12 protein-coding genes and 1 tRNA gene are annotated in these 12,540 nt (G+C 67.2%); 6 read left to right on the top strand and 7 right to left on the bottom strand.

Annotated elements, in window-relative coordinates; translation table 11 throughout:
- Positions 1-65 precede the first annotated feature (65 nt).
- Positions 66-479 carry a PilZ domain-containing protein gene (locus Q0071_RS00755; RefSeq protein WP_298164166.1) on the top strand — a complete coding sequence of 138 codons (414 nt, stop codon included), beginning with the start codon at positions 66-68 and terminating at the stop codon, positions 477-479.
- Here the strand turns inward: Q0071_RS00755 and Q0071_RS00750 are convergent, their stop codons facing one another.
- The gene (locus Q0071_RS00750; protein WP_298164164.1) at positions 480-3,020 is read right to left on the bottom strand and encodes a TonB-dependent receptor; all 2,541 of its coding nucleotides are present in this window, start codon (positions 3,018-3,020) and stop codon (positions 480-482) included.
- A gap of 246 nt (positions 3,021-3,266) precedes the next feature.
- On the opposite strand from Q0071_RS00750, the gene infA reads away from it, so the two are divergent.
- The 5 genes from infA (at position 3,267) to Q0071_RS00725 (ending at position 5,502) form a co-directional block, all read left to right on the top strand.
- A complete protein-coding gene (gene infA / locus Q0071_RS00745) occupies positions 3,267-3,512 on the top strand; it encodes a translation initiation factor IF-1 (protein WP_292940983.1) in 246 nt (81 codons plus the stop codon).
- A 40-nt stretch (positions 3,513-3,552) separates the two neighbouring features.
- The gene (locus Q0071_RS00740) at positions 3,553-4,152 is read left to right on the top strand and encodes a nucleoside triphosphate pyrophosphatase (RefSeq protein WP_298164159.1); all 600 of its coding nucleotides are present in this window, start codon (positions 3,553-3,555) and stop codon (positions 4,150-4,152) included.
- A gap of 16 nt (positions 4,153-4,168) precedes the next feature.
- Complete coding sequence (locus Q0071_RS00735; protein WP_298164157.1) at positions 4,169-5,155, top strand: ribonuclease E/G; 987 nt, start codon at positions 4,169-4,171, stop codon at positions 5,153-5,155.
- Positions 5,152-5,322, top strand: a complete 171-nt coding sequence (gene yacG / locus Q0071_RS00730) for a DNA gyrase inhibitor YacG (RefSeq protein ID WP_298164155.1) — start codon at positions 5,152-5,154, stop codon at positions 5,320-5,322. The genes Q0071_RS00735 and yacG overlap by 4 nt, the downstream gene beginning before the upstream one ends.
- A 104-nt stretch (positions 5,323-5,426) precedes the next feature.
- Positions 5,427-5,502: transfer RNA gene (locus tag Q0071_RS00725), tRNA-Phe, on the top strand.
- Positions 5,503-5,875: 373 nt separating this feature from the next.
- Here the strand turns inward: Q0071_RS00725 and Q0071_RS00720 are convergent.
- From Q0071_RS00720 to Q0071_RS00695, 6 genes are read right to left on the bottom strand one after another with little or no spacing between them, the layout of a single operon-like run.
- Positions 5,876-7,222: a HAMP domain-containing sensor histidine kinase gene (locus Q0071_RS00720; protein ID WP_298164153.1), complete on the bottom strand. Its 1,347-nt coding sequence runs from the start codon at positions 7,220-7,222 to the stop codon at positions 5,876-5,878.
- Positions 7,219-7,947, bottom strand: coding sequence for a response regulator (locus Q0071_RS00715; protein ID WP_298164151.1), 729 nt, complete (start codon positions 7,945-7,947; stop codon positions 7,219-7,221). Before Q0071_RS00715 ends, Q0071_RS00720 begins: the two co-directional genes overlap by 4 nt.
- Positions 7,940-9,151 carry an ABC transporter permease gene (locus Q0071_RS00710; protein ID WP_298164149.1) on the bottom strand — a complete coding sequence of 404 codons (1,212 nt, stop codon included), beginning with the start codon at positions 9,149-9,151 and terminating at the stop codon, positions 7,940-7,942. Before Q0071_RS00710 ends, Q0071_RS00715 begins: the two co-directional genes overlap by 8 nt.
- Positions 9,151-9,843: an ABC transporter ATP-binding protein gene (locus tag Q0071_RS00705; protein WP_298164147.1), complete on the bottom strand. Its 693-nt coding sequence runs from the start codon at positions 9,841-9,843 to the stop codon at positions 9,151-9,153. The genes Q0071_RS00710 and Q0071_RS00705 overlap by 1 nt, the downstream gene beginning before the upstream one ends.
- A complete protein-coding gene (locus tag Q0071_RS00700; protein WP_298164145.1) occupies positions 9,836-11,158 on the bottom strand; it encodes an efflux RND transporter periplasmic adaptor subunit in 1,323 nt (440 codons plus the stop codon). Before Q0071_RS00700 ends, Q0071_RS00705 begins: the two co-directional genes overlap by 8 nt.
- Positions 11,155-12,540: an efflux transporter outer membrane subunit gene (locus Q0071_RS00695; protein ID WP_298164143.1), complete on the bottom strand. Its 1,386-nt coding sequence runs from the start codon at positions 12,538-12,540 to the stop codon at positions 11,155-11,157. Before Q0071_RS00695 ends, Q0071_RS00700 begins: the two co-directional genes overlap by 4 nt.

The following is a 12,540-nucleotide window of genomic DNA, read 5'->3' as shown; positions in this document are numbered from 1 at the left end:
GGGGAATCCTGCTAGGCCCCTCGCGATGGTCGCTTAAAGAATTCGGGCGCAGACCGACGCGCATCATGAGTGCACGTTCCTCCCCGCCGAACATGGCGATGCCCCGCACCACCGGACGCCGTGCGATGCCACGGGTGCGGCTCTATGTTCCGGCCAAGGTGCTGCTGCTCCAGGGGCACAAGAACTGCCTGCTGGACGACCTTTCCCAGTCCGGCGCGCGGGTGACGATCGCGGCCAAGCTGCCGATGCCCGGCGCGGGCGTGGTGCTGACTGCGCAGGGACTTGATGTATTCGGCAGCGTGGTGTGGTCGCAGGGCGCGCGCTTCGGCATCGTGTTCGAGGAGCCACTGCCGCTGCACGAGGTGGTGGGCGTGCGCCACCTGGCCGATGCCCGCGGCGATCACGAAAGGGCGCAGACGCGGCGCCAAGAGCGCGGTTTTCCGCAGGGGCGGCCGGGACTGCGCGCCTATTCTGCTTGATCAGAACTGCTTGCGCAATTCGATGCTGAACACGCGGCCTTCCGGATTGAGGTAGCCGCGCTGGTAACGCAGCGGGGTCGCGCCGGTCTGGTCGGTGACTTTCTGGACCGCATCGAACAGGTTGTTGACCCCCAGCGCGATGCGCGTGCCCTTGAAGAACGGCGCGCGGCTGACAAGCTTTGGCATGCGGCCGAGATCAATGAAGCCGCGCAAGTTGAACGTGGCGAGATCGCCGAAATCGAGGCGTGATGCGCCCGGAACGCCCGCGCTACTCGCTTGGGCGCCATCTACATGCGTGCCGCTGGCGTATGTGCCTGAAATGCGCAGGCCGAAGCCGCGATAGAAGCCGCCGCCTTCCAGCGTGGCGCTGCGCCGTGAAATGCCTGCGCCCGAAAGCGCATCGCCGTTCAGCAGATCGAGCACGCGCCCGCCGGGGACGATCCGCGCGGTCTCATCGAGTTCCTGCGTATAGGCGAGGCTGAGGTTCCAGTGGCCGCGTCCGTCGCCGCCGGGTCCGCCGCGCCCTCCGCCGCCGCCGCCGCCTGCAGGGCGAGCGCCGCCGGGGCCGCCGCTGCCTGGTCGACGCGTGCCGGCAAATGCACCGCGCCGGGCGCCCGGATCGGGCTTTCCGAAGGGGCCGCCGAAATTGAGGCTGGCGCGCAGGCGCGATCCGGTGGTTTCGGCAAATGTCACCGCGCGCTGGTCCACGCTGACGATCCGCCCGGAGCTATCGCGCAAGACGCGGCCGGGGAAGGCGGCTTCGACATCGGGCGTGAGCAGCGGGAAGGCGTTGGTCGTACCCTGCGAGCGGTTGCGGAAGTATTCGACCAGCAGCGCGGATTCCTTGCCGATCGGCAGATCCCAGTTGGCTGAAAGCTTGATATCGCGCTGGCGCTCCTTGGTCAGCGCGGGATTGCCGCCGGTGATGACGGTGGCGAGCACGCTCTCCCCGCGCGTGAAATCATAGAGCGCGACGCCGGTGGTGACGGTGACCGGCGCACCGAGATCGGCGAGGCCCGGCGCCTTTTCGCTGGCGATGTAGTTGGCAGCGAAGGTCAGCTTGGGCGTGGCGCCCCAGGTGAGGCCGGCGCCCCACGCGGTGAGCCCGCCGAAATCGGAGACGGTGTGCGCCTCGGCGTTCACGTTCAGCGAGATATCGCCCAGCTTGCCGCCGAAGCCTTCGCGGCGGCTGGTGATGGGCAGATCGAGGCTGAAACCGGCCTGCCCATCGCCGCGCTTGAGATTTGCGGGCGCTCCCAGCTGGCGCGAATCGGCAGAGCGGAGGCCGGAATAGGCGAACCCCGCCTTGAGCGTGAGCGCGGTCTGTCCGCCGGGCAGGCGCAGCGGGGAGCCGGTGACGGTGGCCAGCGTGGTCGCGGTATCCGATTTGCTGCGCGCAACGCCTTGCGGCGCGGGCAGGACCGCGTCGGCGGGGAGGGCGCCGAAGGGGGAAAACGTGCCCTGATCGACCATGGTCTGCAGCCCGGAGAGGTCTGCGCGCGCATCGATCGTGGTGGTGGTGGCGACATGGCTGCCGTCCGATGTCCAGGCGAGCTGCCATGGGCCGAGCGGCACGTTGAGCGTCGCCCCGGCTGAAACGGTATCGGACACGGTGCGGCTCGCCAGCGGGGCGGGCAGCAGCGTGGTGCGCTGGGTGAGGCTGCCATCGGGCGCGGTGAGGACAATCGTGTTGAGCCCGTTGAGGCTGCGATTGTCGTTGCGCTGGACAAGGCCGTTGAGGGTGATCGAAGCCCCGGTGCCGAGCGATTTCGCCCAGGTGCCATTGAGCACGGCGCTGCGTGCATCGGCCAGCAGCGGGCGGTAATCGCCCTGCTTCGGATCGGTGGAGACAGTCGCCGCGCCGCTGGCGGCGGGCTGGACGATGCCGCGCTCCGCCTCGGTCAGGGGCGAACGGCGTTCGAGCGTGCCGGTAAGGTTGATCCGGCTCGCCTTCTCGATGCGGGTGAGCGTCGCTTCCTCGCTGAGATCGCTGAAGCCGCCCGCGCCGGGAAGCTTGACCTCGGTCTCGCTGCCGAAACTGCGGAACTTGTCCTTGAGGATGAAATTGACCACGCGCTGGTCGGGCCGGAACCCGTATTTGAGCGCGACTTCCTCGGGCAGGACTTCGACCCGGCGGATCGCCTCGGGCGGGATCGAACGGATCTCGCGGAAGCTGGCGATGCGCAGGCCATTGAGCAGGACCGAAGGCGTGCCATCTCCGCGCCCCCGCCCGGTTCCCGTCTGCGGGGCGAGCGCGGTGAGCAGCGCTTGGAGCGAGCCTGCGCCATAGGCGGCGATATCGTCTTCGCTGAGCGTGATGATGGGCGGGACGGCAGTTTCCACCTCGCCGCGCACGCGGGTCGCGACAACGACGATGTCGCCGTCCGCATCGGTTGTGCCGGTTTCGGGCTCTGGCGCGGGTGCAGCGGCGGGCTCCTGCTCCTGTTCCTGCTGGACCGATGTGGCGGCGGGAGCGGCTGCGGCTGGAAGCGGTGTCAGCGCGAGCAGCGCCATGGCTGCGGCGCGATCTGGCAGTACCATCGGTCTGTATCCCGTTGTCGGACCGGGCAATCCGGCCCGGTGCGAGGTTGCTGCCCCCTTGGGCCGCTCGTAGGGCGGTGTACCGCTGCCGGACAATGACCCTTTCGTATCAATTTGTCGCAGCGCAGCATTCGCCTTCGCGCTTTTCTTTTTGTGTCGAGATCGCTATGCGCCGCGCGCGTGGGTGTTTTTACGCGCCCGCAATGCGTGCAACCTTCACCCACGAAAAGGCAATCGACCCCGCCTATGGCGAAAGAAGAGCTCCTCGAGATGCGCGGCCAGGTGGTCGAACTCCTGCCCAACGCGATGTTCCGCGTGAAGCTTGAGAACGAACACGAGATCCTGGGCCACACCGCCGGCAAGATGCGCAAGAACCGCATCCGCGTGCTGGTGGGCGACGAGGTTCTGGTCGAGCTGACGCCCTATGATCTGACCAAGGGCCGCATCACCTACCGCTTCATGCCCGGTCGTTCGGGGCCCGGCCAGTTCTAAGCGGCCCGGCAATGATGGCTGTCATGATGGCTGCGGCTTGATGGCCGTGCCATCGGCATCCGGGACTCGCGAGCTCGTGCTGGCTTCCGCCAGCCCGCGCCGCCGCGAATTGCTGGCCCGGCTCGGCATACCTGCACCGCGCGTCCTCGCTACCGATATCGACGAGACCCCGCTGCCCCGCGAACAGCCGCGCGAGCATGCGGTGCGCCTTGCGGCGGGCAAGGCGCGCGCAGCAGCGGCACTGGCGCCAGACGCGGTGATCCTTGCCGGTGACACCGTGGTCGGCGTGGGGCGCCGCATCCTGCCCAAGGCCGAGGACGAGAGAACGGCGCGCCGCTGCCTCGCGCTGCTATCCGGCCGCCGCCACCGCGTGTTTTCCGCGATCGCCGTGCTGACGCCCGATGGCACTCTGCGCGAGGCGCTGAGCGAGACGGTGGTGCGGTTCAAGCGGCTCGAGCCCGCCGAGATCGAGGCCTATATCGCCGGGGGCGAATGGCACGGGAAGGCGGGCGGTTATGCCATTCAGGGCAGCGCCGAGGGGTTTTGCGTCTGGCTCGCCGGTAGCCATTCGGGCGTTGTCGGCCTGCCGCTCTACGAAACGCGCCGGCTGCTGCGCGCGGCGGGGCTGGCGATTGCCTGAGCGGCAGCCAGAGTGGTTGATCGAGCAGGGCATCGGCGAGGAGCGGGCAATCCTTGTCGAGCAGGGTGAAATCGTCGCCGCGCGGGTGGTGTGGGATGAGCCGTGGCGTGCGGGGGCAGTGGTGGAAGCGCGGCTCGGTGCGCGCATTCCCGGTACTCGCCGCGCCGTGGTGCGCCTGCCCGATGGCAGCGAGGCGCTGGGCGAGGGATTCGATCCCAGGCTGACCGAGGGGCAGGCGGTGCTTGTGCGCTTGACGCGTTCTGCCATCGCCGAAAAAGGCCGCGCCAAGCTGCCGCAAGTCCGCCCCGCCGCGGCAGAAGATGGGCTCCGGACTGCACCCTCGCTGCTGGAAGAGCTTTCCGACGGTCCGCATCGGGTGCGCAGCGTGCCGGTGCACGGGCGCGATTTTGCCGAGGCGGGTTGGGATGATCTCGTCGCCGAAGCGCTCAACGGCGAGGTGGCGTTTGCCGGGGGCAGCCTTGTGATCAGCCCGACGCCCGCGATGACCGTGATCGATATCGACGGCCCGCCGCCGCTCACCGCGCTGGCATTGGCTGCCGTGCCCGCGATCGCCGCTGCGCTGCGGCGCTTGGACATCGGCGGGTCGGTGGGGATCGATTTCCCCTCGCTCGCCGAAAAGGCACAGCGCCGCGCGGTGGACGAGGCGCTGGCCGAGGCGCTTGCCGCCGCAGGCTGGCAGGGCGAGCGCACGGGGATGAACGGGTTCGGCTTTATCCAGCTCGTTTCGCGGCTGGAGCGGCCATCGCTGATCGCCCGCTTTGCGCGCGCGCCTGCCGCCGCTGCCGCCCGCCGCTTGCTGCGCATGGCCGAGCGGGTGGTGGAGCCGGGCACGCTGCTTCTCACTGCCCACCCCGCCGTGCGCCGCGCGATGCGCAGCGAATGGGAAGCCGAACTCGCACGCCGCACTGGCCGAAACATCCAGTGGCACGAGGACGCAGGGCTTGCGCCAGCCGCCACCTTCGCGCAGGCGATTGCAGCATGACCACACCCGCTGCGCCCATTCGCCGCTGCCCCATCTGCCGCAAGCCGCGCGTGGCCGAATACGCGCCGTTCTGCTCCTCGCGCTGCCGAGACCGCGATCTCGTGAACTGGCTGGAGGAGGGCTATACCCTGCCCGGGCCGGTGGTGGACCCGGAAGCCGACATCTAGGCCGCCAGTTTTCGGCAACTGGGGACTGGACAAGGGCTCAAGCCTTCGCCATAGGCGCGCTTCCAACGCGCGGACGAGCCATGTCGGCCCCCCGCGACGGCGATGCCCGGGTAGCTCAGTTGGTAGAGCACGTGACTGAAAATCACGGTGTCGGCGGTTCGACTCCGTCCCCGGGCACCATCGCCTCCTTTTCAAGCCTCCACAGAGCGACATAGCCGTCCGGAAAATGGCAGAATCGCGCTATTTTTCCGTGCCGGACTCCGCTGTGTGCCAGAGCCATCCAGTTGCAGCCGGACGATCTGATGATACGTTTGATGGTATGAGCCAACTAGCCGCATCGTGATACCATCACGCCCCTTACCGCAACCGCAATTAATGCAGCAAAACCAAAAGCTAAACCATACAAGTTGCCCGCCGCTCACAAACGAATGCCACAACTTGCTTCCTGCTATTGCCGAGGAACCCCGATCGAGAAAACGCAGACCGGGTCCTGCAGGACTTATTTGTCAGGGCTGTGCACCGCTCGCCAAATCCGCGCCACAATGCACTGAGATCAGCGGCAAATCGGCAAACGGACAGTGGCCCGCAGTCCTCCATTTGCTCCGTTCTCCAGCGATATGCGGCCGTGATGCAATTCGACCAGCGTCTGGACGATCGACAGGCCAAGCCCGATCCCGCCGGTTGCACGGTTGCGAGACGTTTCTTCGCGAAAGAAGGGTTCGAAGGCGCGCTCCAGCCCTGCCTTTGTCATGCCCGGCCCACCATCGGTGACCGTCACGACGGCATGGCCATCCACCTCAATGAGCCTTATCTCAGCACGCGTGCCATATTTGATCGCGTTCCCGAGGAGATTGGCAAAGAGGCGGCCCAGCAGGACAGTATCGCCCAGCACGACGAGAGGAGGTGCTGGATCGTCCATCCGGACATCATGGCCGAGATCGCGTAAGTCCTGCACAGCGATCTGCAGCACGGCACCGAGATCAACCTTGCTGAAATCAGGCTGCTGGGTTTTGCTCTGCACGAAATCCATCGTCACCGCGATCATGTGTTCCATGCCCGCGATTTCGGCCTCGAACCGGGCGCGTTCCGCATCGCCCAGCCGCGCAGCAAGAAACCGCATCCGCGCCAGCGGCGTGCGAAGATCATGCGCGATGGCCCCGACCACCGCGGTACGTTCACGGATCAGCGCTTCGATGCGCCGCTGCATGTCATTGATGGCAGCTGCCGCCTGGCGGATCTCGGTCGGCCCAGCGACCGGCACTTCCTCGTAGACGCCGCGCCCGACCCTGTCGGCACTCATCGCAAAGGCGTGGATCGGTCGCGCCAGCAGACGGCTGACCAGCCAGGCCAGCGGCACGATCCCGATCACGGCGAGCGCAATCAGCTTGAAGATGCCGACCTGCCACTGCGGCCCCGGACCGTGTCCTGCAGTGCTCACAACCCGCCAGCGCCCATCGGGCAACCGGAGCGCCGCATCGAACGGCCCGATGATCATCGCACCGAAGCGGGGGTCACTGCCGAACAGCCGTTCGCTCTCGACAATATTGCGCGCGTAGTTGCCGTTGATCCCGGTGCTGGGCAGCAGGGCATCGTTGGCCATGGCAAACCGCAGCTGCTTCGCATCTACACGGAGGCTGTGCGCAATGGCGCGCTTCATGGTATGTTCGACCGGCGTAAGCCCATCGGCAAAACCCGGCGCTGCGCGCAATTCGACTGTGCGCGGCACGACGTTGGCTCCGGATATGGGCTGGTTCGCAAGCAGGCGGCTCACTTCCAGCGTCGAGATTGGCAGCTGGATCGGCACCGAGGTGAAGAGGATCATGATCGCGATCGCCAGCGCCGTCGCCAGTGCCCCGCCCATCCCCAGCAGAACGCTGTATGTAAATATCGAGCGGCTCACCGCACGTCGACCTTGGCGGCAAAGATATAGCCCTCGTTGCGCACGGTCTGGATCAGTTCCACCTCCGAGCGGAGCGCAAGCTTGCGGCGCAGGCGGCTGACCTGCGAATCGATCGCACGGTCGAACGCGTCGCTCTCGTCGCCGCGCGTGATCTCGAGCAGGTAGTCTCGGCCCAGCACGCGCTGCGGCCGCTCCAGAAAGGCGCGCAGCAGGGTGAATTCGCCGACCGAAAGCGGGGTCACCACTTCCGCCGGGTCGCGCAGGATGCGGCGGTGCATGTCGCAAGTCCAGCCGGCGAAGTGGAAGAAGCGGCCCTTCTCGCGCTCATTGCCGCCGCCCGTGCGCCTTCGCCGCAGCAGCGCGCGGATGCGGGCCACCAGTTCGCGCGGGCTGACCGGCTTGGGCAGGTAATCATCTGCACCCACTTCGAGCCCAACGATGCGGTCGGTTTCTTGCCCCAGCGCAGAGACCATGATCACCCCGACCTCGCTCGAAAGCGCCAGTTCGCGCGCGAGAGCAAGGCCATCGTCCCCCGGCATCATCACATCGAGCACGACCACATCGACCGGGCGCCGCTTCAGCAGCGCGCGCATTTCGACCCCGCCGCTCGCTTCGTGGACCTCGAAACCGTGCCCCTCCAGAAACTCGCGCACAAGCACGCGCAGTGCGTCGTCATCATCAACGACGAGAATGCGGAACGGGCTATCGGTTTCGGGATCAATCATAGCGCAGCGCCTCGATCGGGTTGAGGGCCGCCGCGCGGCGCGCCGGAAAGTATCCGAAGACGACGCCGATGAGCGCGGAAAATGCAAAGCTCAGGACATTGATCGAAGGATCGAACAGGAACGGCAGCCCCATCAGCGGCGCGACGATCAGGCACGTGACCAGCGCCAGCACGATGCCGATGAGGCCGCCAAGGCACGAGAGTACCACGGCTTCAACAAGGAACTGCAGCAGCACTTCATGCCCCAGCGCGCCGATGGCCAGCCGCACCCCGATCTCGCGCGTGCGCTCGGTCACGCTCACCAGCATGATGTTCATGATCCCGATCCCGCCCACCAGCAGGCTGATCCCGGCAACGGCGCCGACCAGCACGGTCAGGAGCCCGACCGTGCTGGCGATCGTATCCGAAATCTGGCGCGAATCGAGCACGCTGAAATCGTCCGCCTCGGTGGAGGTGAGCCGACGCCGCTCGCGCATCAGTGCCACCAGCGAGGCCTTGATCGCGCTGCTGTCGAAGGCGGGATCGACCCCGACAATGATGGCGCGGACATCGTGGTTGCCGGTCATCCGCCGCTGCACCGCCTTGATCGGCATGACCACGGTATCGTCCTGATCCCCGGCAAAGCCGCTTTGTCCGCGCTCGGCGAGAACGCCGACGACTTCGCAGCTGATTGTCCGGACTCGCATGGCCTGTCCCACCGGATCGACGCCCTGGAACAGGTTGCGCGCGATGGTCGAGCCGATCACGCAGACGCTGCGGCCGGACTGCTCCTCGGCCGGGGTGAAAGGGCGGCCGGCGCTGAACGCCAGCTTCTGTGCCACAAAAAAGTCGTTGCTCGAGCCGGTCACGCTGGTCGACCAGTTCTGTGCATTGCGCACTGCAGTCGCCGCCACTTGCGCCTGCCCGGCCACCGCGACCACCCCGGCAATCTGGCTGCGGATTGCTGCAATGTCCTCAAGCTTGAACGGCGCGACCGCCGTGCCGCTCCCGCCGCCGGGGCCGGTGCTCTGTCCCGGACGGACCTGCAGCATGTCAGACCCCAGCGCGCTGATCGATTGCCGCACTGAAGCGGTCGCGCCATTGCCTAGCGTGACCATCGTGATCACCGAGAACACGCCGATCACCACACCCAGCACCGTGAGGAACGAGCGCATGAGGTGACGGCGGATTTCCCGGAAGGCGAGGAGAATGGTGGTGCCGAGCATCAGCCCTGCACCTCGATGCGCTCGACCAACCCGTCTCGGAAGCGCACCACGGTGCGGGCATGGGCCGCCATATCCGGCTCATGCGTCACCATCAGCACGGTGATCCCGGCCTCGCGGTTGAGCTCGGTGAGCAGCGCCATGATCTCCAGCGACCGCTCGCTGTCGAGATTGCCGGTCGGCTCGTCCGCCAGCAGCACCGCCGGCGAAGTGACAATCGCGCGGGCAATCGCAACGCGCTGCTGCTGCCCGCCGGAAAGTTCGTTCGGCGCATGATGTGCCCAGGCTACGAGCCCCACCTTGTCGAGCGCGGCCATCGCCAGCGCCCGCCGCCGCGCGCCGCTTTCGCCGCGATAGAGCAGCGGCAATTCGACATTCTCCAGCGCAGACGTGCGCGCCAGCAGATTGAATCCCTGAAACACGAAGCCGAGGTAGCGCCGCCTGAGCAGCGCGCGCTGATCCCGGTCCAGTGCCTGCACTTCGACGCCCTTGAACACGAAGCGCCCGCTGGTTGGCGTGTCGAGGCAGCCGAGGATGTTCATCGTGGTCGATTTGCCTGAACCGCTCGCACCCATGATCGCCACGAAATCGCCTTCAGCCACATCGAGGTCCACCCCGCGCAGCGCCCGGAAAGCGGCGGGCCCTTCACCGAAGGTCTTGGTGATGCCCGATAGCCGGATCAGCGGTTCAGCCACCCGTGCCTCCCTTCGCCGCCGACTTCACTCCGGTGACAACGATCATGCCCGCCCGCAGGCCTTCGCCGGTGATAGCGGTACGCCGACCGTCGCTGCGCCCGGTGACCACCTCGACCATGTGCAGGCTGCCATCCTTTTCCAGCACATAGATCGGCAGGCGGCTACCTGCGCCGACTTCGCGCTGCTGGCGCACGGTCGAGCCGCGCTGGTCGGGCGGACCTAAGCGCAAGCCCGAAGCCTTGACCGCCGAAGCCGGCGGTGCAAAGCGCAGCGCCGCATTGGGCACGAGCAATGCATCCCTGATCCCCGATGTCTCGATCACCGCCGTCGCTGTCATGCCCGGGCGCAGCACGAGATCGGCATTCCTCAGCACCAGCGTAGCGATATAGGACACGACATCGGAACTCGACGTGGTGGTACCCGAACTTGCCGCGAGGTTCTTCGCGCCAAGGTCTATTCGGATCAGCCGCGCGGGGAATGTGCGCGTCGGAAAGGCATCGACGGTGAAGCTTGCCGGCTGCCCCTCGCGCACCTGGCCCACATCGGCTTCATCGACGGCAACCTCCAGCTTCATCTGCGTGAGGTCCTCGGCAATGATGAACAGCTGCGGAGTGTTGAACGCGGCCTGCACCGTCTGCCCGGGATCGATCAGCCGCTTGAGCACCACGCCCGTCACCGGCGAGCGGATCACCGCCCGATCGACCTGCGTGCGGTTCGATGAAAGCGCCGCTGCCGCCGCCGCGACATTTGCCTCGGCCGCCGCAAGCGAGGCGCGCGCCCGCGCGACTGCCGCCACTTGCGCCGCCATCTCGACATCGGCTGGCACGCGCCCGTCCGAAAGCCGCCGCACTTCCTGCAAGCGGCCAAGCTGGAGCCGCGCCTCGTCAAGCGTCGCGCGGGCCTGCGCCACGCTTGCCGTATTGGCCGCGAGCTGCGCCTGGCTCTGGTTCACCTGATCGGTGAGCCGCGCGGTGTCGATCACCGCAAGCACCTGTCCCTTGGTCACCCGATCATTGGCCTCGACCCGAACATCGCGCACGATGCCTGAGATTTCGGAGCCGACATCGATCTGGTTGGTCGGCGCGAGATTGCCCGTTGCCGTTACTGTTACCGAGAGATCGCCGCGCGCAACCTCGGCTGTCACATACTCCGTCTTCGATCCGCCGCTCATCAGCCGCAGCACGACCAGCCCCAGCAACACCACGCCGAGCAGGGCCGCGGCCCACTTCCCCCAGCGGCTCCACCAGCCCTTTGGCGGGCGCGCGAGGAAGGTATCGAGATCGGTCCCGCCCACGGCGAGCGCGTCTGCGTTCATGGCCTTTTCTTTCCTGAAAAATCGAGGTCCTGCGGCCAATCTCCCCCAAGGGCGAGATAGAGCTGGATCGCCGCCTTCGTGCGGTCACCACGCGCGCTGGCCTCCCCATCGCGCGCGCTCAGCAAGGTGCGTTCGGCATCGAGCAGCGTGCGAAAATCGGTAAGTCCCGCGCGGTAGTTGCTGCGCGCCAGCCGCGCTGCGGCATCGGCGGCAGCGACCTGCTGGCCCAGTTCGACCAGCCTTGTATCGCTCGTTTCACGCGTCACCAGCGCGTTCTCGACATCCTCCAGCGCGCCGAGCACGCGGCCGTGATAATCGGCGAGGCTTTCCTCGGCCTCGGCCCGGCGCTGGCGGACCACGCTGCGCAGCCGCCCACCGTCGAAGATGGTCGCGGAAAGCGAGGCGAAGATTTGCCCGGTCACCACATCGGTCAGCGTGCGGATCGAGTTCGACGTCGTGCCCAGGTTGCCGGTCAAGACAAGCGCGGGATAGAGCTGCGCCTTGGCCACCCCGATCCGCGCCGATGCCGCGGCAAGCCGGCGTTCGGCGGCGCGCAAGTCCGGGCGGCGCCGCAAGAGGTCAAGCGGCGCCCCCACCACAAGGCGTGGCGCAGCAGGAACCTTGCTTGAAGTGCCCAGCAGCGGATTGATCGCCTCGGGCGCCATCCCCGCCAGCACCGCAACCCGATTGCGCGCCGCCGCCTCGGTCCGCACCAGCAGGGGAATGCTCGCCGCCGTCGCCGCGCGCTGCGACCGCGCCTGTTCCTCATCGAGCGCGGAAACCAGTCCGGCGCGCACCCGGAAGCCGGCGATCACCAGATTGTCGTCCTGCGTCCGCAGCGTATCGCGCGCGATATCGAGCCGTAGCGCGGTGGTGCGCGTATCGACCAGATTGCGCGCCAGCTCGGCCAGGATGGCACGCTGCACATCCGCTAGCGAATAGCGCGCCGCCTCAAGCGAGGCCGCCGATGCCTGCCGCCCGCGACCCAGTCCGCCGAACAGATCGGCGGTCCAGCGCGCGTCGAGGCTCTGTGAAAAGCTGTCGCTGTCTGGCGCAGCGCTGTTGAACAGCCGTCCGGCGTTCCCGCTGCTGCTGATCGTTGGCGCGAACTGCGCCTTGGCCTGGCGCAGTCCCTCGCGTGCCTGTTGCAACCGCGCGGTCGCCGAAGCGATATCCGTGTTCCCCGCCAGCGCGCGCGCGATCAGCGGGGGCAGGGCGGGATCGTCGAAGCGCTTCCACCAATCGGCCTCGCCCGCCATGTCAGCATGCGCTTCCGCGCTGTGCAAGTAGGCCGCGGGCACGGAGAGTTCCGCTGATGACTGCGGATGATAGTCCGGCCCTGCCCGGCACCCACCGAGCACAACAAGCGAGGCCAGGCACAT

It is taken from the genome of Novosphingobium sp., from assembly GCF_027486195.1.
GTDB lineage: Bacteria > Pseudomonadota > Alphaproteobacteria > Sphingomonadales > Sphingomonadaceae > Novosphingobium.
The sequence above is the reverse complement of the archived record's forward strand: the minus strand, read 5'-3'. Positions and strand labels throughout refer to the sequence as shown.

What these genes read in the sequence shown, in the direction of transcription:
- Q0071_RS00755 (WP_298164166.1), top strand. Translation starts at nt 66, where the DNA reads ATGAGTGCACGTTCCTCCCCGCCGAACATGGCGATGCCCCGCACCACC.
- Q0071_RS00750 (WP_298164164.1), bottom strand. Translation starts at nt 3,020, where the DNA reads ATGGTACTGCCAGATCGCGCCGCAGCCATGGCGCTGCTCGCGCTGACA.
- infA (WP_292940983.1), top strand. Translation starts at nt 3,267, where the DNA reads ATGGCGAAAGAAGAGCTCCTCGAGATGCGCGGCCAGGTGGTCGAACTC.
- Q0071_RS00740 (WP_298164159.1), top strand. Translation starts at nt 3,553, where the DNA reads ATGGCCGTGCCATCGGCATCCGGGACTCGCGAGCTCGTGCTGGCTTCC.
- yacG (WP_298164155.1), top strand. Translation starts at nt 5,152, where the DNA reads ATGACCACACCCGCTGCGCCCATTCGCCGCTGCCCCATCTGCCGCAAG.
- Q0071_RS00715 (WP_298164151.1), bottom strand. Translation starts at nt 7,947, where the DNA reads ATGATTGATCCCGAAACCGATAGCCCGTTCCGCATTCTCGTCGTTGAT.
- Q0071_RS00710 (WP_298164149.1), bottom strand. Translation starts at nt 9,151, where the DNA reads ATGCTCGGCACCACCATTCTCCTCGCCTTCCGGGAAATCCGCCGTCAC.
- Q0071_RS00700 (WP_298164145.1), bottom strand. Translation starts at nt 11,158, where the DNA reads ATGAACGCAGACGCGCTCGCCGTGGGCGGGACCGATCTCGATACCTTC.
- Q0071_RS00695 (WP_298164143.1), bottom strand. Translation starts at nt 12,540, where the DNA reads ATGTGCCTGGCCTCGCTTGTTGTGCTCGGTGGGTGCCGGGCAGGGCCG.